The organism is Streptomyces sp. NPDC127068 (genome assembly GCF_042724695.1).
In the GTDB taxonomy this organism is placed as follows: domain Bacteria; phylum Actinomycetota; class Actinomycetes; order Streptomycetales; family Streptomycetaceae; genus Streptomyces.
In genome coordinates this window covers 1-20,064 of sequence record NZ_JBHXEN010000069.1, presented here as the reverse complement: position 1 = coordinate 20,064, position 20,064 = coordinate 1, and the positions used below count along the sequence as shown (strand labels likewise).

The following is a 20,064-nucleotide window of genomic DNA, read 5'->3' as shown; positions in this document are numbered from 1 at the left end:
GGCTCCGGTAAGGCCCGTCAGCGATCGGTTGCGTCACGTCCCGGGGGCCGGCGCACGGCGGGCTCCACGGGTCTGTCGCGCCGCTCGTCGAGCTCCCTCAGCAGCCCCTCCAGCTCGGAGCGCATCCAGTCCCTGGTCGCCACCTCGCCGAGCCCCGTCCGCAGCGCCGCGACCTCACGGCTCAGGTACTCGGTGTCGGCGATCGAGCGCTCGTTCTGCTTGCGGTCCTGCTCCAGGTTGACCCGGTCCCGATCGTCCTGCCGGTTCTGCGCGAGCAGGATCAGCGGCGCCGCGTACGAGGCCTGGAGCGACAGGGCGAGGGTCAGGAAGATGAACGGGTACTGGTCGAAGCGCACCGCGGGCGGCGCCCAGATGTTCCACGCGACCCAGCAGATGATCGTGAACGTCATCCAGACGATGAACCGTCCGGTGCCGAGGAACCGGGCGATCCGCTCGGTCAGCCGCCCGAAGGCGTCCGGGTCGTAGTCGGGCCACAGCCGGCGGCGCGGGGCGAGCGGCTGGTCGAGCCGGACCCGGGGCCGGGTCTGCTCCCGGTCAGCGGCCATGTCCGGGTGCCTCCTCGCCGCCGGTCTCGCCCGCCAACTCGTGGAACTCGTGCTCCCGCCAGTCCTCGGGCAGCAGATGGTCCAGGACGTCGTCCACGGTCACCGCCCCGAGCAGCGAACCGCCGTCGTCCACGACCGGCGCGGCCACCATGTCGTACGTCGCGAAGAACCCGGCGACCGCCGGCAGCGAGTCCTGCGGCGACAGCGCCTGGAGGTCGTCGTCGAGGATCGAGCTCACCAACGTGTACGGGGGGTCCCGCAGCAGCCGCTGGAAGTGCACCGTCCCCAGGTACTTCCCGGTCGGCGTCTCGTCCGGTGGGCGGCACACGTACACCTGGGCGGCGAGCGCCGGCGACAGATCGGGGTTGCGGACCCGGGCCAGGGCGTCGGCGACCGTCGCATCGGGCCGCAGCACCACCGGCTCGGTGGTCATCAACCCGCCCGCGGTGCGCTCCTCGTACGCCATCAGCCGCCGCATGTCCGCGGCGTCATCGGGCTGCATCAGGCTCAGCAGCCGCTCCTGGTCCTGCTCGGGCAGCTCGGACAGCAGGTCGGCGGCGTCGTCCGGGTCCATGGCCTCCAGCACGTCCGCCGCGCGCTCCTCCTTCAGCTTGCCGAGGATCTCGATCTGGTCGTCCTCGGGCAGTTCCTCCAGGACGTCCGCGAGCCGGTCGTCGTCGAGCGCGGCGGCCACCTCGGCGCGACGCTTGGCGGACAGGTGGTGCAGCACGTTCGCCAGGTCGGCGGGGCGCAGCTGCTCGAAGGTGGCGAGCAGGGTCTCCGCGCCCTGCCCCTGCTCGTCCAGCGAGAAGCCGGTGACGGCCTCCCAGCCGACGGTGAGCGCCTCGCCCTTCTGCCTGCGGAAGCCCGCGGTGCGGCGGGGGGCGCCCCGGCGGACGAAGATCCGGTCGATCTCCCAGTCGCGGCGGGCCGGCAGCTGCCGCACGGACAGGTCGAGCACGGTGACCTCCTCGCCGGTGTCCACCAGCCGCACCCGTCGGTCCAGCAACTCCCCGAAGACCAGCCGCTCGGTCGGCCGCTGTTCGAAGCGCCGCACGTTCAGCACCCCCGTGGTGATCACCTGGCCGGCCTGGACGCCGGTCACCCGCGTCATCGGCAGGAAGATCCGGCGCCGTGAGGTCAGCTCCACCACCAGCCCCAGCAGTCGCGGCGGCCGGTGCCCCACCCGCAACATGGCGACCAGGTCCCGCACCCGTCCGACGTGATCACCGCCGGGATCGAACACGGTGACGCCGGACAGGTGGGAGACGAAGATCCGAGGAGCACCCGCTGCCATGTACGTGCCTCCCTCGTGTGCGCCGCGCCGCGTACGTACGTCTCGCCCGCACGTCTCGCCCGTACGCGCCGTCTGCATGGGCCGTCTGTATGGGCCCTTCTTGGTCTTTGTCCGGTAATCCGCGCTTCAGGCTAGCCCGTCCGGGTAGGTGACGCCCGCTCACGGGAACCGGAAGGACTGGGTCGGGCGGGTACGGACAGCACCGGTACGCTGCCGTCCACCGTCGTTCATCGCGACGGTCCCCCCGTACGAGAGGCAGCCCCGTCTGTGTCAGCGGTTCCCCTGCGCCGGGGTCGGCGCGCGGCGATGGTGAGCATGGTGTGCGCGGGAACGATGGTCGCCACCCTGGGGCTCGCGGGCTGCGGCGGCGACGCCCCCCCGGACCCCGACCAGGGCACCAACGGGGTCGGCAAGCTGTCGGCCACCGAGATCCAGAACAAGACCCGGCTCGCCGCGGAGCGGGCCGCCGCCGTCCGGCTGTCGGGCACCGTCCGGGTCAAGGGCCAGGGCTACCGCCTCGACATGCGGCTGTCGGACCGGGGCGGCACCGGTTCGGTGCGCTCCAAGGGCGGCACGATCCGCCTGCTCAGGATCGGCGAGAAGCTGTACCTCAAGGCCGACTCCTCGTTCTGGACCCACGGGTCGAAGGGCGCCAAGACCACCCCGGAGAAGGCCGCCTCGGACCGGGCCGCCGCAGAGAAGCTCGACGGCAAGTACGTGAAGGTGCCCGACGGCGACCCCTCCTACCAGCAGCTCAGCGGCTTCGCCGACATGGATCTGCTGCTCGACGGGCTGATCACCCTGCACGGCACGCTGGAGAAGGGCGAGCGGGGGGCCGCCGGCGGGGTCAAGACCATCCGGCTCACCGGCGACCAGGGAGCGGGCGGCACCCTCGACGTCTCCCTGGAGGGCACCCCCTACCCGCTGCGCCTGGTCCGGGCCGGGGGCGCCGGGACGATCAGCCTCAGCGACTGGAACCGCGACGTCCCGCTGAAGGAGCCGGCGCCCTCCGAGGTCGTCGACTACGGTCGGGCGCTGCCCGCGTCCTGACGGCGCGCCGGCACCGGCTCAGCGTCCGCGCCACCGCCGCAGCAACAGCTTGGGCAGCGCCGCGGGAGCGGGCTGACGGGTGGTCACCGGGGTCTCCAGCGGCACCGCCGCGAGGGACCCCGTCGGCACCTCGGCGTCGACGGCGCCCGCCTCCAACCGGAGCACCCGGCACTCCCGCGCCCACCGTCCGGGCGCGTCCTCCCCGTCGGGCGCGTTCAGCCGCTTGCCCTTCAGCTCCTGGACGGCCGCGGTCCACTCCTCGCCGTCCGGCGCGAGTTCCACCACCCGGGCGGTCCAGGCGACCAGCCGCCCGCCCTTGTCCTTGCTGCGCACGGTGACGGTCGCCGTGCCCCCGTCGACCAGCCCCGGCAGCGGCTGCTCGCCCGGGCCGTCGCCCAGGACGAGCGCGGCGCCCTCGTGCCACACGTGCCACAGCGGTCGGTCCGGGCCGTCGCCCCGGACCCAGATCAGTCCGGACTTCTTGGTGGCTTCCTCGACGAGCGCCCGGTCGAGAGGTGATTCCGTCATGGGGCAAGAGTAGACAGCGCGCGCACCGCCCCGGCCACGCGCGGCGCCCCCGCGGTCACAGCCAGCCGTTGCGCTTCAGGGTGCGGTGGATGGTGAGGCAGATGACGACCGTGACGCCGAGCACCATCGGGTACCCGTACCGCCAGCCCAGCTCCGGCATGTGCTCGAAGTTCATCCCGTACACCCCGCAGACCATCGTCGGCACCGCGATGATCGCGGCCCAGGAGGTGATCTTCCGCATGTCCTCGTTCTGCGCGACGGACGCCTGCGCCAGATTGGCCTGGAGGATCGAGTTCAGCAGCTCGTCGAAGCCGGTGACCTGCTCCTGCACCCGGGTGAGATGGTCGGCCACGTCACGGAAGTACTTCTGGATGTCCGGGTCGACCAGCCGCATCGGCCGCTCGCTCAGCAGCTGCATCGGCCGGGCCAGCGGGGCCACCGCCCGCTTGAACTCCAGCACCTCCCGCTTGAGCTGGTAGATCCGCCCGGCGTCCACCCCGCGCGCCACCCCGCGCCGACCGGGCGAGAACACCTCGGTCTCGACCTCGTCCACGTCGTCCTGCACCGCGTCGGCGACCGCCAGATAGCCGTCCACGACGTGGTCCGCGATGCCGTGCAGCACCGCCGAGGGGCCCTTCGCGAGCAGCTCCGGTTCGCTCTGGAGGCGACTGCGCAGCGCCCGCAGCGAGCCCTGGCCGCCGTGTCGGACGGTGATGAAGAAGTCCGCGCCGGTGAAGCACATGACCTCGCCGGTCTCCACGATGGCGCTGGTCGCGGTGAGTTCGTCGTGCTCGACGTAGTGGATGGTCTTGAAGACGGTGAAGAGGGTGTCGTCGTACCGCTCCAGCTTGGGCCGCTGGTGGGCGTGGACGGCGTCCTCGACGGCCAGCGGGTGCAGCCCGAACTCGGCCGCGATCACCGCGAACTCGGCCTCGGTCGGCTCGTGCAGGCCGATCCACGCGAACCCGCCGTCCCGCCGCACCTGGAGCATCGCGCCGTGCGGGGTCAGGCACTCCGCCGAGTCGACGCGGCGGCCGTCGCGGTAGACCGCGCAGTCGACGATCGCCGAGGGCGTCGCCGGATCGCGGGTGGTGTCGTAGGCGCTGTCGTCCTTGCGGTGGGCGGGCCGAACGGCTGCACGCAGGTCACGGATCATCGACATGGGCGGACTCCTTCGCACCGGGGGGCCGCGGACGACGGGTGGAACTGCCCGGAATGGGGACGTCCGCGCCGCGGTGTCCCGGTCCGATCGCAGGGATCGACGGAACGGTCGATGTGTGGCACGTCCACAAAGCGGGGAGCACCGCACCGTGGTGGCGGCTCCTTCGCGTTTCGCTACTGGTTCACAACTGCGGGTACTGCGTGCGCGGCAGCGGCCTTGCACCGCTGACACGGCCGTACGGCACCGGGCCGGGCAGGGCGGGGCACGGTGGACGGGCCGGGGTGGGCCCGGTGGGAACACTGTGCTCTTCCGTCACGCGCGACCGGTCGCCGGTGGTGGACCGGCGACGGAACGGGGGACCCGGTGTCCGTCCCCGAAGGATGACGGGGCGGACCGAACGGGAGGGGGCCCGAAGGGGGCGCGTACGCGAAGCGGTAGGAGCCGGACGGTGCGTGGAGCGGGACCGTGACCGGCGGAGCTACGGACTCAGCGACCGGAAGAGCGGGTGATACTGCACGATCGACTTCGATCCATGACAGCCCCACCTCCTCCGGCCGGTCCCCCGTGGGGGATGTCCAAGGTCCCGGGACGTGAGCGCGACGCCGATGCGTACCGCTGGGAAGACCGTCCCGAACAGCGGCCCAGACTAGCAGTCGGTTGACGTGTCAAGGGCGCCTTCCCACCGTTCCGCTACGGCTCCCTGACGCCCGCCGCCCCCGGGGTTCCGCCCCGACACCCCTGTGACATGCGGATTCTGACGACCGGACGGGCGTTCTATGCTCGCGGGCATGGCAGATGTTCTCCCGCTCGTCGAGGCCCGTTTGCGTACGACCTTCGGGGAACCGGACGCCCGGGCGGCGGTCACGTTCCTCGGCACCGACCGGATCGAGGTCCTGCGTTTCGTCGAAGGCCCGCCGGCCGGCCCCGGGACGCCGGGGGAGCCCGGCCCGTACGTCCGCTACGTCACCCTGGGCATGTCCGCCCGCCCCATGACCGACCCCACGGCGGTGGTCGCCGACCCCGAGCGCGGGCCGCGGGCCGAGCTGGTCCTCACCGTGCGCCGGGGGCTCGCCGAGACCGACGGGGTGCTGCGGGCCCTGGCCGTGCTGGCGGCTAGCCCGCAGGTCGAAGGACTGGTGGTCGCCCCGGGTGCCTCGCTCGACGTCGGCGGACCGCTGTGGCCGGGGGCGCCCTTCACCTCCGTGCTCGTCGCCGAACCCGGTGGACTCGTCCCCGATCTGGAGCCGGACCCGCCGCGCGAGGCCGTCGCCTTCCTGCCGCTGCTGCCGATGACCCCGAACGAGGCCGCGTGGAAGCGGGTGCACGGTGCGGGGGCCCTCCACGAACGGTGGCTGGCGCGCGGCACCGACCTGCGCGATCCGCTGCGCGCGGGCGTCCCGCTCGACTGAGGCCCCGCTCGACTGAGGCCCCGCTCGACTGAGGCCCCGCGCGACCGGCGTCCCGCCGCGGCGAGGGGCGTCACCGAGGGCGCGGGGCGCGCAGTCGGGTGATCATCCTTTGATCTTCCTTGACTCGCGGACGGTCAGGGGGGACCGTTGACGGCTATGAGGGGCGAACCCAGTTGCCCGAAGTGTGGAGGCCGGGTCAGGGCTCCCGGACTCTTCGCCGATACGTGGCAGTGCGCCCTGCACGGGGCGGTGCAGCCACTCCAGCCCGTGATCCCGCCCAGCGTCGAAGCCCTCGGCGTGGTCGTGAACCGCGCCCGGGTCCCCGTCTGGATGCCCTGGCCGCTGCCCGTCGGCTGGCTCTTCACCGGCGTCGGCTACGCCGGTGACGACCGCAGCGGCGGCCGGGCCACCGTCGTCGCCTGCTCCGGCCCCGGGCCGCTCGGCGGCATCGGCGAGCTGCTGCTCGTCGCCGAGGAACTGGGCGTCGGACTCGGCGCCCGGTACGCCGGCGTCGACGGCCCCGACCCCGGTCCGCACCTCAGCGTCGAGAAGCCGCCCGAGGCCAAGGTCCTCGCCTCCGGCCGCCCCAGCCCGCTGTGGCACGTCTCCGGAGCGCCGCCCGACCGCGCGGTCTTCGCCGGCGAGGCCCGCGGCCTGTGGCTGTGGGCGGTCGTCTGGCCCGAACAGTCCGGCCTGCTGATGTACGACGAGCTGGTCCTGACCGATCTGCGGGACGCCGGCGCCGAAATGGACCTCCTGCCCTGCGGGGCACTGTCCCCCCGGCTGCTGTCACCCTGAACGGCCCCCGACCCCCACCGAGCACCCCGGAGTGTGGCCACCGCCTCAGCATCCGGACGGTCGGAACGCCGCTACGGCCGGTTATTCTGGAGCGTCCCTGTGTCCCGCGTTCCCCGTGGGGCCGAGTCGGTTTGGAGTCCGTCGTGCGCATCGACCTGCACACCCACTCCACCGCGTCCGACGGCACGGACACCCCCGCCCAACTCGTCCGCAAGGCCGCCGCGAGCGGGCTCTCCGTCGTCGCGCTCACCGACCACGACACCACCCGCGGCCACGCCGAGGCCCGGGCCGCCCTCGCGGACCCCGCATCCGACGCCGCACACCTGACGCTGGTCCCCGGCGCGGAACTCTCCTGCCGCCTCGACGGCATCGGCCTGCACATGCTCGCCTACCTCTTCGACCCCGACGAGCCCGAGCTGCTCGCCCAGCGCGAACTGGTCCGTGACGACCGGGTGCCGCGCGCCCAGGGCATGGTGGCCCGGCTCCAGGACCTCGGCGTACCGGTGACCTGGGAACAGGTCGCCCGGATCGCCGGCAACGGCTCCGTGGGACGTCCGCACGTCGCCGAGGCGCTGAGGGAACTCGGCGTCGTCTCCTCGATCTCCGAGGCGTTCGCCCCCCAGTGGATCGGGGACGGCGCCCGCGCGTACGTCGCCAAGCACGAACTCGACCCCTTCGACGCGGTCCGCCTGGTCAAGGCCGCCGGCGGCGTCACCGTCCTCGCACACCCCGGTGCCGCCCACCGCGGCGCGACCGTGTCCGAGGCGACGATCGCCGCGCTGGCCGCCGCCGGACTCGACGGCATCGAGGTCGACCACATGGACCACGAACCCGCCACCCGGGCCCGGCTGCGCGGACTCGCCGCCGAACTGGGGCTCCTGGGCACCGGCTCCAGCGACTACCACGGCAGCCGCAAGACCTGCCTGCTCGGCGAGTTCACCACCGACCCCGAGATCTACGGGGAGATCACCCGCCGCGCGACCGGCGCGTTCCCGGTGCCCGGCGCCGGGGGAACCCCCGCCCCGCTGACCACCGACGGCTGACCCCGCCCACGCGCCGTACGCGCCCGGGCCCCGCGCCGCCCGCCCGCGCCCGCTCCCGGGCCGTGCACGCCGGCCGGCCGTCCTCACCCTCCGCTCCCGTGCCCCGTCCGGGACGCAGGTTCCCTCCCGTACCGCTCCGAGCTGCGCCGAACGGCGCCCGCTCCCTCCCGCAAGGCACTACCTACCGTGTTCGACCTCGCTGTGTTCGGGTCCCTGTTCCTGACCCTCTTCGTCATCATGGACCCGCCGGGAATCACCCCGATCTTCCTCGCGCTGACCTCCGGACGCCCCACCCGCGTCCAGAAGCGGATGGCCTTCCAAGCGGTCTGCGTGGCCTTCGGGGTGATCGCCCTGTTCGGCGTGCTCGGCCACGAGATCCTCAACTACCTGCACGTCTCCGTGCCCGCCCTGATGATCGCGGGCGGACTGCTGCTCCTGCTGATCGCCCTGGACCTGCTCACCGGCAAGACCGACGAACCGAAGCAGACCAAGGACGTCAACGTCGCCCTGGTCCCGCTCGGCATGCCGCTGCTCGCCGGGCCCGGTGCGATCGTCTCGGTGATCCTCGCCGTGCAGAAGGCCGACACCGTGGGCGCCCAGGTGTCGGTGTGGGTCGCGATCCTCGCGATCCACCTGGTGCTCTGGGTCGCCATGCGGTACTCGCTGCTGATCATCCGCGTCATCAAGGACGGCGGAGTGGTCCTGGTGACCCGGCTCGCCGGCATGATGCTGTCCGCCATCGCCGTGCAGCAGATCATCAACGGCGTCACCCAGGTCATCAAGGCGGCCTGAGCCCCGGGGGCGCCCGGACACGCGACAGGGCCCCCGGTGACGACGTCGTGTCGTTCGCGGGGGCCCTGTCACACACCGGGCGCGGCGACCGTAGGCCGCGTGCCCGTCGGCGCTGTTACGAGGCGGACGGTTCCGCCGGGCGGATGTACAGCCGCTGCCCGATGGCGGCGGCCTGTTGGACGATCCGGTTGACGGAGGCGGCGTCCACGACGGTCGATTCCTCGGCGCTGCCGTCAACGTCGTTCAGGCGCATGATCTCGAAGCGCAAGAGCTTCTCCCTTCGTCTGCGTGATCCTCCCCGGGGGGAGAACTGGTCGTACGGACCGGACGCGCACCCGCACGACCACCGGATTCCGGGGCCGGGGGCGAGCCGGTCCGTCAAGAGCGCGTCGCACGCCGGGCAGCCGCAGGGGGCCCCGGGACGTGCACTCACTCCCCGTACAGCACGATGTCCACCGTATTCATTCCCTACACTAAGGAAAATTTTCGACGGACTAAAGAACGCCGGTGTCGCGGGACGGGTTGTGCCCCCTCCGGCGCGCCCCGGACAATGGGGGCGATGAGCGAGGAACAGCAGGGTGCGCCCTGGTCGGGGCCGGATGCCACACCCGTGAGAACGTCCGGGACGCACCGGGGTGACCCGGGCGCCCCGGCCCCCGGCGCCGAGGAGTCCGCCGCCCTGCTCGCCCGGCTCGACCTCACCAACGAACTGCTGCGGCGCATGGTCGCCGAGGTGGCCAAGACGCCCGCCACCCACGCGATCTTCGTGGACGCCGGCTACGTCTACGCGGCGGCGGGCCGGCTCGTCGCGGGGACGGAGGACCGGCGCGCCTTCGACCTGGACGCCGAGGGGCTGATCGAGGCGTTCATCGACCGGGCCCGCACGATCTTCGCCGACAGCCGCCTGCTGCGCGTCTACTGGTACGACGGGGCCCGCCGCCGCATCCACACCGCCGAACAGCAGACCATCGCGGAACTGCCGGACGTCAAGGTCAGGCTCGGCAACCTCAACGCCAACAACCAGCAGAAGGGCGTCGACTCCCTGATCCGCACCGACCTGGAGTCGTTGGCCCGGCACCGGGCGATCAGCGACGCCGCCCTGCTCGGCGGGGACGAGGACCTGGTGTCGGCGGTGGAGGCGGCCCAGGGGTACGGGGCACGGGTCCACCTGTGGGGCGTCGAAGCGCCCGAGGGCCGCAACCAGGCCGAGCCCCTGCTGTGGGAGGTGGACAGCCAGCGCGTCTTCGACCTGGAGTTCTTCAAACCGTACGTGTCCCGGCGGACCGTCTCCTCGTACGAGACCCAGAACACCCCCCGGCCCAGCCGGGAGGACGTGCGGTTCGTGGGGGCGCAGATCGCCGCGAAGTGGCTCGCCGCCCGGGGTCGCGAAGCCCTGGCCGACCTGCTGCCGGGACACCCCTACCTGCCGGGCTCGGTGGACCAGGACCTGCTGGTGGAGGCGGAGGGCAAGCTCCAGTACTCGCTCCGCGGACACTCCGACCTGCGACGCAGCCTGCGCGACGGTTTCTGGGAGCACCTGCGCACCCAGTACTGAGCACGTCACCACCCGGGCGGCACGGCCGGTCCGGGCGCCGGGCCCGTCAGAGCGGGACCGCGTCCCAGAAGTCGGCGAGGGCGGTGGCGGTCTGCGCGGGGCGCTCGGTGTTGGGGGAGTGTTCGGCGCCCACGACGACCGTGCGGCGCGCGGCGAGGCGGTCGGCCATCTCGTCGAGCAGCGGCACCGGCCAGGTCTCGTCCCGCTCGCCCGAGATGACGTGCCGGGGCAGGGGGAGCGCGGCCAGTTCGGGCACCCGGTCCGGCTCCGTGCACAGCAGCCGCCCGGCGGCGAGGATCTGGGCGGGGCTGTTGCGCAGCCAGCGGGCGCGCAGCGCCGCCTCGTCCGTCGCGGACCCGTCTGCGGACGCGGCGGCACCGGTGGCGGCGTCCTCGGGCGCCGGGGCCTCCAGGGACTGCATCGCCTCCCACACCCGGCCCATGTCGAGCACGGCGAGGGCGTCCCGCAGCAGCTTGACGCGCTCGCGTTGCGACGCGGATATCTCGGCGGGGCCGGAGGCCATCAGGGTGAGCGACGCGAACGCCGCCGGCTCGGCCAGGACCGCCGCGCGCGCCAGCTGACCACCGAACGAGTGCCCCAGCAGGTGGACCGGGCCCCCTCCGGTGGCCGCGAGGGCGTCCCGCTGGGCCAGTACGTCACGCGCCAACTCCTCCTGGGCGTAGGGCGCCGGATCGTCGTGCGGGCCGGGAGACTCGTACTGGCCGCGTCCGTCGACGGCCACCGTGCGGTAGCCCCGGGCGGCCAGCGGCAGGAGCAGCGCGATGAAGTCCTCCTTGCTGCCCATGAACCCGGGCAGCAGCAGCGCGGTGCCGCGCAGGGGACCGTCCGGAGGGTGCGCTCCGTCCGTGTCGAGGGCGGCGAACTCGCCGCGGGGCGTGGAGAGCACCCGTGCGGTGACTCCCGGGGGCGGCACGAACGTCGAGGGCCTGCTCATACCCGAAGGCTAACGGCCGCCGGTCGTCAGGTGCGCGACCTCAGCCCTCGGGGGCCTCGGCCACCTTGCGGGTGCGGCGCCGCCGGGGCTTCGCCTCGGGGTCCGCGGCCTCGGAAGCGGCGGGCTCGACGACCGCCGCGGCCTTCTTGGCGCGCGTGCGGCGCGGCTTGGCCGGCGCCTCCGTGGGCTCCCCGCCGTCGGCCTCGGTGGCCGGGGCGGCGGCGGTCTCCACGGGGGCGACCGCCTTCTTGCGGGTGCGTCGCTTGGGGGCGGCGGCCGGCTCGGCAGCCTCCTCGTTGACGGGGGCGGCGGGGGCGACGGGCGCCTCCGGCTCCGTGGCGACGGCCTTCTTGCGGGTGCGGCGACGCGGCTTGGCCTCCGCGGCTTCCCCCGCGTCTTCGGCTGCCGGGGCCGCCACGGCGGTCGGCGTTGCCTCGGCGGTCGGCGCGACGGCCTCCGCCTCGGGGGCGGCCACCGCCTTGCGGGTCCGACGGCGCGGCTTGACCTCGGGCTCCGCGGTCACCGCTTCGACGGCCGCCTCGGTGCTCGGCTCCGCGACCTCGGCCACCACGGCCGGCGCCTCGACGGCCTTGCGGGTCCGACGGCGCCGGGGCTTCACCTCGACCTCCTCGGCTACGGGGGCCTCGGCCACCGTCGCGGAAGCGGTCACGGCCTCGACGTCCGCCACAGCGGCCACGTCGGCCACAGCGGGTGCCTGCGCTGCGCCGGCGGTGGCACCGGAACGCGTCCGGCGGCGACGCCGGGGCGCCTCCACGCCCTCGGGCGAGGGCTCGACCGGCGACTGCGGGCCGGTGTGCGACGCGGTCGGGTTCGCGGCGGCGTTCTCCAACGGGGTCCCGCCACGGGTCCGACGACGGCTGCGCGGCGTGCGGGCGGGCCGCTCGCGTTCCTGCGGGGCGGCGGCGACGGGAGCCCGTCCACCACGACCGCGCGGGCTGCGCCCGGTCTCGCCGAGGTCCTCGACCTCTTCGGCGGCGAGCCCGGCCCGGGTCCGCTCCGAACGCGGCAGGATGCCCTTGGTGCCCTCGGGGATGCGCAGCTCGGCGAAGAGGTGCGGGGACGTGGAGTACGTCTCCGGCGGATCGGTGAAGGGCAGGTCCAACGCCTTGTTGATGAGCTGCCAGCGCGGGATGTCGTCCCAGTCGACCAGGGTGATCGCCGTACCCGAGGCACCCGCGCGGCCGGTGCGGCCGATGCGGTGCAGATACGTCTTCTCGTCCTCGGGGGACTGGTAGTTGATCACGTGCGTGACGTTCTCGACGTCGATGCCGCGCGCGGCCACGTCCGTGCACACCAGCACGTCGACCTTGCCGTTGCGGAACGCCCGCAGCGCCTGCTCCCGGGCGCCCTGGCCCAGGTCGCCGTGGACGGCACCGGAGGCGAAGCCGCGCCGCTGGAGCTGCTCGGCGATGTCGGCCGCGGTGCGCTTCGTCCGGCAGAAGACCATCGCCAGGGCGCGGCCCTCGGCCTGGAGGATGCGCGCGACCATCTCCGGCTTGTCCATGGAGTGCGCGCGGTACACGTGCTGCGAGGTGTTCGCGACGGTCGCGCCCTCGTCGTCCGGCGCGGTGGCGCGGATGTGCGTGGGCTGCGACATGTAGCGGCGCGCCAGACCGATGACGGCGCCGGGCATCGTCGCGGAGAACAACATGGTCTGCCGCTTCGGCGGCAGCATGTTGATGATCTTCTCGACGTCCGGCAGGAAGCCCAGGTCCAGCATCTCGTCGGCCTCGTCCAGGACGAGGCACCGGATGTGCGTGAGGTCGAGCTTCTTCTGGCCCGCGAGGTCGAGCAGGCGTCCGGGGGTGCCGACGACCACGTCGACGCCCTTGCGCAGGGTCTCGACCTGCGGTTCGTAGGCCCGGCCGCCGTAGATCGCGGTGACCCGGACGTTGCGCACCTTGCCCGCGGTGAGCAGGTCGTTGGTGACCTGGGTGCACAGCTCACGGGTCGGTACGACGATGAGGGCCTGCGGGGCGTCGGTCAGCTGGTCGGGGGTGGCGCGTCCCGCCTCGACGTCGGCCGGGACGGTGACCCGCTCCAGGATCGGGAGGCCGAACCCGAGGGTCTTGCCGGTACCGGTCTTCGCCTGGCCGATCACGTCCGTGCCGGAGAGGGCGACGGGGAGGGTCATCTCCTGGATCGGGAAGGGCGTCGTGATGCCGACGGCCTCAAGGGACTCGGCGGTCTCGGGAAGGATTCCGAGATCTCGGAAAGTCGTCGCTTGCGTCTGCGTAATCAGGGTGGTGCCTCTTCTGTGAGACGCGGTGCGGAGTGAGCGCTTGGGGGTCTTGTACCGTGCCGATGAACCCCGGCCGCCTTCGCGAACCGGGTGGCGCGGGACCACAGCCGACGCTCGAAACTCTCGTACCGCTATGAGGGCCCCTCCATCGTCGGTACGCACTGTGCCGTACCTGGGAGGGCTGTCTGGTCGGAGCCGATCGGGCCAGCGACCGGGCATCCTCATTCCTGTGCCCGTCGTGTTCGCCGACTCAACCTGCCGTGGTCACCCGTTCACATGACCATCGTGGTACATCGGCGCACTCAGCGGGCGCATTACCACCATACCCCGGAATCGCGCAGGTGCGGTGGCCGAATTCGTCACGTCACGGTCGCAGGGTGGCTCGCGCACGCCCCGTGCACCGCTCGTGCGCCCGTCGCCACACTCCTTGACCAGGGCCTTCCCGGGTCGGCCGCGCGGGCTATTGTGCGCTTCATGACGACGCCTGACCACGCTGCCGAAACGCCCGCCGAACCCACCGGGGTCGCCGCCCGGGACTGGGACCGCGCCTCTGCCGACCCCCAGTACCGGGCCGCGGTCGTCGATCTGCTCGGCGCGCTCGCGTACGGGGAGCTGGCGGCGTTCGAACGGCTCGCGGAGGACGCGAAGCTCGCGCCCACCCTCGCGGACAAGGCCGCGCTCGCCAAGATGGCGTCCGCCGAGTTCGCCCACTTCGAGCAGTTGCGGGACCGGCTGGCGGCGGTCGGGGTCGAGCCCACCGAGGCGATGCAGCCGTTCGTCGCCGCGCTGGACGGGTTCCACCGGCAGACCGCGCCGTCGGACTGGCTGGAGGGCCTGGTCAAGGCGTACGTGGGGGACTCCATCGCCAGCGACTTCTACCGCGAGGTCGCCGCCCGGCTCGACTCCGACACCCGGGCGCTGGTGCTCGCCGTCCTCGACGACACGGGGCACGGCGGGTTCGCCATCGAGAAGGTGCGCGCGGCCATCGACGCGGATCCCCGGGTCGGGGGGCGGCTCGCCCTGTGGGCGCGGCGGCTGATGGGGGAGGCGCTGTCGCAGTCCCAGCGGGTGGTCGCGGAGCGCGATGCGTTGTCCACGATGTTGGTGGGTGGGGTCGCGGACGGGTTCGACCTGGCCGAGGTCGGGCGGATGTTCTCGCGGATCACCGAGGCGCACACGAAGCGGATGGCTGCGTTGGGGTTGGCGGCTTGATGCGCGCGGTGCGCTGTCGTTCTTCGCGTCGTTCCCCGTGAGGTCGGCTGCGGGTGCGCTGCGGCTCGTCGCGCCGTTCCCCGCGCCCCTGGGTGGTGCCCCTCGCGGTGCGCTGTCCCGTGCGGGTGCGCGGTGCTCACTCGCGCAGTTCCCCGCGCCCCTTACGGGCGCGTCTCCCGCTGGGGTGCGCTGTCCCGTGCGGGTGCGTCGTGGTTGCTCGCGCAGTTCCCCGCGCCCCTAGGGGGTTGCCTCTTGCGGTGGGCTGTTGCCTGCGGGGGTGTTGTGGTTGCTCGCGCCGTTCCTCGCGCCCCTATGGGGCTCCCCCTGGGGAGCTTCGCCGGGCTGAGGGGCTCCCGGGGCCCCGATAGGGGCGCGGGGAACTGCGCAACAGCGGGACGCACCCGCCCGGAACAGCGCAGGTCCATCGGGACGCACCGGAGGGCCGCAGCGCACCCGCACGGGACAGCGCAGCCCGACCAGGACGCACCCGAAGGGGGCGCGGGGAACTGCGCGAGCAAGCACCGCGCACCCGCAGCGCACCCTGGTGCGACGTACCCCGGAGGGTCAGGCGGGAGCGGAGCGGCGTACGCGGTGGGGGCGCAACAGCAGGGACAGCAGCGCCACCGCAAGCGTCGCCGCACCGAAAAGCGTCGTGGCGACCCCGGGATCCCCGAGAGCCGTACGCGTCACGAACGCACCGAACAACGCCCCCACCACCCCCGTGGTCAGCACCAGCCGAGCCGCGGGCAACCGATCCGCCCGCAACCGCAGTACGGCCAGCGCCAGCCCCAGTCCGATCACCGCGGAACCCACTGCCACCCAAACCATGTCGTGGTCCCTCCCACGCGGTTCCGCCGCATCCGTCGTTCCGTGCAGCGGATCTACCCCCGCCGTCGAGCGGGCAATCCTGTCCCGGTGCGCACACGACGGAGCGGCCCGGCGGGATTCACCCCACCGGACCGCTCCGTCGTGTCTGCGGGCCCGTGTCACCGCACGGGCGGACGGCCGCCTACAGCGCGCTGAAGCCCACCTTGCGCTGCGTCGGCTCACCGAGCTCCACGTACGCGAGCCGGTCGGCCGGCACGAGCACCTTGCGGCCGTGATCGTCCACCAGGCTCAACAGCTGAGACTTGCCGGACAGCGCCTCGGCCACCGCGGTCTCGACCTCCTCGGCGGTCTGGCCGCTCTCCAGAACGATCTCGCGGGGCGCGTGCTGCACGCCGATCTTGACCTCCACGGCTATGTCCCTCCGACGGTCTTGATGTGCGCGACCCTCCGCGCCGTACCTGGCACACACTAGCCCGGTGCGCCGGGGGGAAAGCCACGGTGGGGCACGCCGGTAGCGAACAGCGCGCGGGTGCGGTCCGGTCGTCGTACCGGGTCGACCGCTACGGCTGCTCCGTGCCGTGCAGCGGGAAGCCGGCGATGCCGCGCCAGGTCAAGGAGGTCAGCAGGTGCACGGCCGTGTCCCGGGGGATGTCGCTGCCGCTGGACAGCCAGTAGCGGGCCACCACCTGGGAGACGCCGCCGAGCCCGACCGCCAGGAGCATCGACTCCTCCTTGGGCAGGCCCGTGTCCTCGGCGATCACCTCGGAGATCGCCTCCGCGCACTGGAGGCTCACCCGGTCCACCCGTTCCCGGACGGCCGGCTCGTTGGTCAGGTCCGACTCGAAGACCAGCCGGAACGCGCCGCCCTCGTCCTCCACGTACGCGAAGTAGGCGTCCATCGTGGCCGCCACCCGCTGCTTGTTGTCCGAGGTCGAGGCGAGGGCCCCGCGCACCGCCTGGAGCAGCGCCTCGCAGTGCTGGTCCAGGAGCGCCAGGTACAGATCGAGCTTGCCCGGGAAGTGCTGGTACAGCACCGGCTTGCTGACCCCCGCGCGCTCCGCGATGTCATCCATCGCGGCCGCGTGGTAACCCTGGGCGACGAACACCTCCTGAGCGGCGCCCAAGAGCTGGTTGCGCCGGGCACGCCGCGGGAGGCGGGTGCCCCGCGGGCGGGCCGCGTCTGTCTGCTCGATGGCTGTCACGCCGCCTCCCAAGATCGACCGTGTGCGGTGTGCGCCGCGACGCCCATCGTACTTTTCGGTAACCCCTCGGCGCGCGGCGCGAGGGCAGAATTTCACGTACCGGACGGGGCGGGAACGCCCCGGACGCAGGGGGAACCGTACACAGGGCGTGCGGCGGGCGCCCCGCCAGCGGTACCGGTACGCGCCCGCCGGCGGCTCGCGCGGTCGTGCGTCAGCGGTGTCCGGTCAGCGGTAGTCGTCCTCGTCCAGTGCCACCACGCGGGCCTGCTCGGCGCGGTCCCCCTCATCGGCGGAAGCGGGATCGGAGCCCGGGACCGCGTCGTCCTGCTCCGGTGCCAGCTCGGTCAGCTGCTCCGCCGTGTCCGCCTCCGGCGCCTCGACGTCGTGGGCGGTCCTGGCCTGCGCGGCTTCCCGGGCGTCCTCGGAGCGCCGGGTCCCGGGGTCGGTGGGGTCGGTGGCCATGCTGTCCTCTTCCCGAGCGGTGGGGCGTCCGGCCCCTCGATGGGGGGAGGGTGCCGGTGCACCCACGCTACGCCCAGTCTGTGACGGCGAACACAGGAAACCGGGCGTGATGGTCTCGTAACATTGCCGCATGTCTTCGTCGGAGTCGCCGCACCTGTCAGCCGCGGCCGTGCCACGGGTCGGCGCGGTCAGGGCCGCGGAGGGGGAACGGCTGCACTCCGTCCGGCTCCCCGGGCTGTCCCTCGCCGTGCGCTCGCGCCCCGCGGCCCGTCCCGGCCTGCCGCCCGCGCTGTACGTCCACGGGCTCGGCGGTTCCTCGCAGAACTGGTCGGCCCTGATGCCCCTCCTCGACGACCTCGTGCACAGCGAGGCGCTCGACCTGCCGGGCTTCGGCGACTCGCCGCCCCCCGAGGACGGCGCCTACTCGGTCACCGCGCACGCCCGCGCCGTGATCCGCTACCTGGACGCCGCCGGCCGCGGCCCCGTGCACCTGTTCGGCAACTCCCTGGGCGGTGCGATCACCACCCGGGTGGCCGCCGTCCGGCCGGACCTCGTACGGTCGCTGACCCTGGTCTCGCCCGCCCTGCCGGAACTGCGCGTCCAGCGCACCGCGGTGCCGACGGCCCTGCTGGCCCTGCCCGGGGTCGCCGCGCTGTTCACCCGGCTGACCCGGGACTGGTCGGCCGAGCAGCGCGTCCGCGGCGTGGCCGGTCTGTGCTGGGGCGACCCGGAACGGGTCACGCCGGAGGGCTTCGCCGCGGCCGTCGCGGAGATGGAGCACCGCCAGGCGCTGCCCCACTTCTGGGACGCGATGGCCCGCTCCACCCGCGGCATCGTCGACGCCTACACCCTCGGCGGGCAACACGGACTGTGGCGGCAGGCCGAACGGGTGCTCGCCCCGACCCTGCTGGTGTACGGCGGGCGCGACCAGCTGGTCTCCGCCCGCATGGCGGAGCGGGCGGCACGTTCCTTCCGGGGTTCCCGACTGCTCACCCTGCCGGACGCCGGGCACGTCGCCATGATGGAGTACCCCGACCTCGTCGCCACGGCCTTCCACGACCTGGTCCGCGACCTCGCCACGGCCGCCGCGAGAGCCGACGGCACGGACCGGAACGCCGGTGGGCGGGACAGCGGACGCGCGACTGTGGGACCCTCCGGTACGGATGAGTCCGCCGACGCGCAGACGGGGAGCTGAGACGCCGCGTGGGACGCCATAGCCGCAAGGGCCCTGCGGCGAAGAAGGGCGACGCCGCGCCGCGTGCTGCCGCGCCCCGGTCCGGAGAGCCTTCCGCCGCCGCTCGCGAGCCGCGGGCGGGACAGCCGCGGACCCCGCAGGCACCGCGGTACGCCGAGGAGACCCCCGCCCGGGGCGTGCCCTTCGTACGGGGCGGACACCCCGAGCAGCGGGAGGCCGGAGGAGGCTGGGGCACCGTTCCCGGCGCCGCGGCCCCCGGTCCCGCCGCCGGCCGCGCCCCGTCGCCTCCCGGGCGCCACCAGGTGCCCGGTCCCCGACAGGACTACGTCGACGCGTTCGGGGACGACGGCGCGGACGACGTGTTCGCGCCGGGGGCGCACGGATCGGCCCCCGGCGCCGCGGGCCCGCGGACGGTCCTCCCGGGGCCCTACCGTTCGGGCCCGTACGGAACCGGGCCCGCGACCCACGGCGCCCCGTCCGCCGGACCCCCGTCCGCCGGCCCGTACACCCCCGCCGACCCGTACGCCTCCGTCACCCGGTGGGACGACGTCGAACTCGCCGACCCCCTCGAATCCACTGCCGCCGCCGGGGAGGTCGAGCACCGGGCCGACCCCGGGCGGCCCGCCGCCGGACGTGCCCGGCGCCGGGCCGCGGTGCCACCGCCGCGCGGGCCCGGCGAGGAGCGGGGTCACGACCTGTCGGGGCCCGCGGGCCGGGGCGGCAAGAGCCGGACCTTCACCGGGATCACCGCCGCCGCGGTGACCACCGTCCTCGCCGTCGTCGTCGCCGGACAGGTGGCCGAGCGGGACAGCGACACCACCGGGCACACCCGCGCCGCGGAGGAGGCCGACCGGCAGCGCGACGATCCGCCGTCGCGCTCCGACAGCCGGCCCACCCCGTCCGACAAGCCGGCCGTCGCGAAGCCCCCGACGTACGCCGAGCAGATGGGGCGGACCTACCCGCTCGACCCGAAGCTCACGGCGTCCGGGAAGTTCGACGCCGTCCCCGGTTTCGTCAAGGCGCCCGGCAAGGGACAGCGGTTCCGCTACCGCGTCGACGTGGAGCGGGGCCTCGGCCTCGACGGTCGGCTGTTCGCCGACGCGATCCACAAGACCCTGAACGACGAGCGCAGTTGGGCCCACGGCGGAGCCCGTACCTTCGAACGGGTCTCCTCGGGGGAGGCGGACTTCGTCATCACCCTGGCGAGTCCCGGGACCACCGGCGCGTGGTGCGCCAAGTCCGGCCTCAACACCACCATCGACAACGTCTCCTGCGACTCGGCCAGCACCGAACGCGTGATGATCAACGCCTACCGCTGGGCGCAGGGCTCCGAGACCTACGGCAAGCGCATCCACGCGTACCGGCAGATGCTCATCAACCACGAGGTGGGGCACCGACTGGGCTTCGGTCATGTGAGCTGCCAAACGGACGGCGAACTGGCCCCCGTGATGCAGCAACAGACGAAGTTCCTCGCTCACGACGGCATCAGTTGCCGGGCCAACCCCTGGGCCTACCCGGAGAGTTGACCGATCATCAGGAGAGCGTCCGGCCCGACCCGGACGTTACTCCATGCGGTCGTCGTGATCCATAGCGCGACCGAACGCCGTCCGCACGCGAAAGTTACGTCTCTTCACCCCTTCCGGTGGGGGGGGGGGGGGGGCGCACAGGGGGAGGCCGGCGCAGGCCGCGAGATATGTGAGCCGGGGCGCGGGGGGCGGGCGGCGGCCCGCGCCCGGGGGACGCGGTG

At 73.4% G+C, this 20,064-nt stretch carries 20 protein-coding genes; 9 read left to right on the top strand and 11 right to left on the bottom strand.

The window, feature by feature from the left end:
* Positions 1-17 precede the first annotated feature (17 nt).
* Together ACFWIA_RS31315 and ACFWIA_RS31310 are read right to left on the bottom strand one after the other, a co-directional pair.
* Positions 18-566, bottom strand: coding sequence for a DUF1003 domain-containing protein (locus tag ACFWIA_RS31315; RefSeq protein WP_387010633.1), 549 nt, complete (start codon positions 564-566; stop codon positions 18-20).
* Complete coding sequence (locus ACFWIA_RS31310; RefSeq protein ID WP_387010632.1) at positions 556-1,863, bottom strand: magnesium transporter MgtE N-terminal domain-containing protein; 1,308 nt, start codon at positions 1,861-1,863, stop codon at positions 556-558. The genes ACFWIA_RS31315 and ACFWIA_RS31310 overlap by 11 nt, the downstream gene beginning before the upstream one ends.
* A gap of 306 nt (positions 1,864-2,169) precedes the next feature.
* Here ACFWIA_RS31310 and ACFWIA_RS31305 point away from each other — a divergent pair, with 306 nt between their 5' ends.
* A complete protein-coding gene (locus ACFWIA_RS31305; RefSeq protein ID WP_387010631.1) occupies positions 2,170-2,913 on the top strand; it encodes a hypothetical protein in 744 nt (247 codons plus the stop codon).
* Between the two features lie 18 nt (positions 2,914-2,931).
* Here ACFWIA_RS31305 and ACFWIA_RS31300 read toward each other — a convergent pair whose 3' ends face one another.
* Positions 2,932-3,441, bottom strand: a complete 510-nt coding sequence (locus ACFWIA_RS31300; RefSeq protein ID WP_387010630.1) for a hypothetical protein — start codon at positions 3,439-3,441, stop codon at positions 2,932-2,934.
* Between the two features lie 55 nt (positions 3,442-3,496).
* Entirely contained in the window at positions 3,497-4,603 is a 1,107-nt protein-coding gene (locus ACFWIA_RS31295; protein WP_385494598.1) for a magnesium and cobalt transport protein CorA, read from the bottom strand.
* Between the two features lie 788 nt (positions 4,604-5,391).
* Here ACFWIA_RS31295 and ACFWIA_RS31290 point away from each other — a divergent pair.
* The 4 genes from ACFWIA_RS31290 to ACFWIA_RS31275 all read left to right on the top strand — a co-directional run bounded on the left by ACFWIA_RS31290 (position 5,392) and on the right by ACFWIA_RS31275 (position 8,645).
* Positions 5,392-6,012, top strand: a complete 621-nt coding sequence (locus tag ACFWIA_RS31290; protein ID WP_387010629.1) for a suppressor of fused domain protein — start codon at positions 5,392-5,394, stop codon at positions 6,010-6,012.
* A 156-nt stretch (positions 6,013-6,168) separates the two neighbouring features.
* Positions 6,169-6,810, top strand: a complete 642-nt coding sequence (locus tag ACFWIA_RS31285) for a DUF6758 family protein (protein WP_387010628.1) — start codon at positions 6,169-6,171, stop codon at positions 6,808-6,810.
* Positions 6,811-6,953: 143 nt separating this feature from the next.
* Positions 6,954-7,853, top strand: a complete 900-nt coding sequence (locus tag ACFWIA_RS31280) for a PHP domain-containing protein (RefSeq protein ID WP_387010627.1) — start codon at positions 6,954-6,956, stop codon at positions 7,851-7,853.
* A 186-nt stretch (positions 7,854-8,039) separates the two neighbouring features.
* Positions 8,040-8,645 (top strand): MarC family protein, encoded by a 606-nt coding sequence (locus ACFWIA_RS31275; RefSeq protein WP_387010626.1) that lies wholly within the window; start codon positions 8,040-8,042, stop codon positions 8,643-8,645.
* Between the two features lie 115 nt (positions 8,646-8,760).
* Here the strand turns inward: ACFWIA_RS31275 and ACFWIA_RS31270 are convergent, their stop codons facing one another.
* A complete protein-coding gene (locus ACFWIA_RS31270) occupies positions 8,761-8,913 on the bottom strand; it encodes a hypothetical protein (protein WP_385494593.1) in 153 nt (50 codons plus the stop codon).
* A 291-nt stretch (positions 8,914-9,204) separates the two neighbouring features.
* Between ACFWIA_RS31270 and ACFWIA_RS31265 the strand changes: the two genes are divergently transcribed.
* A complete protein-coding gene (locus ACFWIA_RS31265) occupies positions 9,205-10,200 on the top strand; it encodes an NYN domain-containing protein (RefSeq protein WP_387010625.1) in 996 nt (331 codons plus the stop codon).
* Between the two features lie 46 nt (positions 10,201-10,246).
* Here the strand turns inward: ACFWIA_RS31265 and ACFWIA_RS31260 are convergent, their stop codons facing one another.
* Both ACFWIA_RS31260 and ACFWIA_RS31255 read right to left on the bottom strand, forming a co-directional pair.
* Positions 10,247-11,155 (bottom strand): alpha/beta fold hydrolase, encoded by a 909-nt coding sequence (locus ACFWIA_RS31260; protein ID WP_387010624.1) that lies wholly within the window; start codon positions 11,153-11,155, stop codon positions 10,247-10,249.
* 40 nt (positions 11,156-11,195) lie between these two features.
* Positions 11,196-13,310, bottom strand: coding sequence for a DEAD/DEAH box helicase (locus ACFWIA_RS31255; protein ID WP_387010623.1), 2,115 nt, complete (start codon positions 13,308-13,310; stop codon positions 11,196-11,198).
* 582 nt (positions 13,311-13,892) lie between these two features.
* On the opposite strand from ACFWIA_RS31255, the gene ACFWIA_RS31250 reads away from it, so the two are divergent.
* The gene (locus tag ACFWIA_RS31250) at positions 13,893-14,630 is read left to right on the top strand and encodes a ferritin-like fold-containing protein (RefSeq protein WP_387010622.1); all 738 of its coding nucleotides are present in this window, start codon (positions 13,893-13,895) and stop codon (positions 14,628-14,630) included.
* A 564-nt stretch (positions 14,631-15,194) separates the two neighbouring features.
* Here ACFWIA_RS31250 and ACFWIA_RS31245 read toward each other — a convergent pair.
* The 4 genes from ACFWIA_RS31245 to ACFWIA_RS31230 all read right to left on the bottom strand — a co-directional run bounded on the left by ACFWIA_RS31245 (position 15,195) and on the right by ACFWIA_RS31230 (position 17,122).
* Positions 15,195-15,458, bottom strand: a complete 264-nt coding sequence (locus tag ACFWIA_RS31245) for a hypothetical protein (protein ID WP_387010621.1) — start codon at positions 15,456-15,458, stop codon at positions 15,195-15,197.
* A gap of 181 nt (positions 15,459-15,639) precedes the next feature.
* A complete protein-coding gene (locus ACFWIA_RS31240) occupies positions 15,640-15,867 on the bottom strand; it encodes a DUF3107 domain-containing protein (RefSeq protein ID WP_385494585.1) in 228 nt (75 codons plus the stop codon).
* A gap of 151 nt (positions 15,868-16,018) precedes the next feature.
* A complete protein-coding gene (locus tag ACFWIA_RS31235) occupies positions 16,019-16,660 on the bottom strand; it encodes a TetR/AcrR family transcriptional regulator (RefSeq protein WP_387010620.1) in 642 nt (213 codons plus the stop codon).
* 225 nt (positions 16,661-16,885) lie between these two features.
* The gene (locus ACFWIA_RS31230) at positions 16,886-17,122 is read right to left on the bottom strand and encodes a hypothetical protein (RefSeq protein WP_385494583.1); all 237 of its coding nucleotides are present in this window, start codon (positions 17,120-17,122) and stop codon (positions 16,886-16,888) included.
* Positions 17,123-17,252: 130 nt separating this feature from the next.
* Here ACFWIA_RS31230 and ACFWIA_RS31225 point away from each other — a divergent pair, with 130 nt between their 5' ends.
* Together ACFWIA_RS31225 and ACFWIA_RS31220 are read left to right on the top strand one after the other, a co-directional pair.
* Positions 17,253-18,317: an alpha/beta fold hydrolase gene (locus ACFWIA_RS31225; RefSeq protein ID WP_387010619.1), complete on the top strand. Its 1,065-nt coding sequence runs from the start codon at positions 17,253-17,255 to the stop codon at positions 18,315-18,317.
* An 8-nt stretch (positions 18,318-18,325) separates the two neighbouring features.
* Entirely contained in the window at positions 18,326-19,843 is a 1,518-nt protein-coding gene (locus tag ACFWIA_RS31220; RefSeq protein WP_387010618.1) for a DUF3152 domain-containing protein, read from the top strand.
* Positions 19,844-20,064 lie beyond the last annotated feature (221 nt).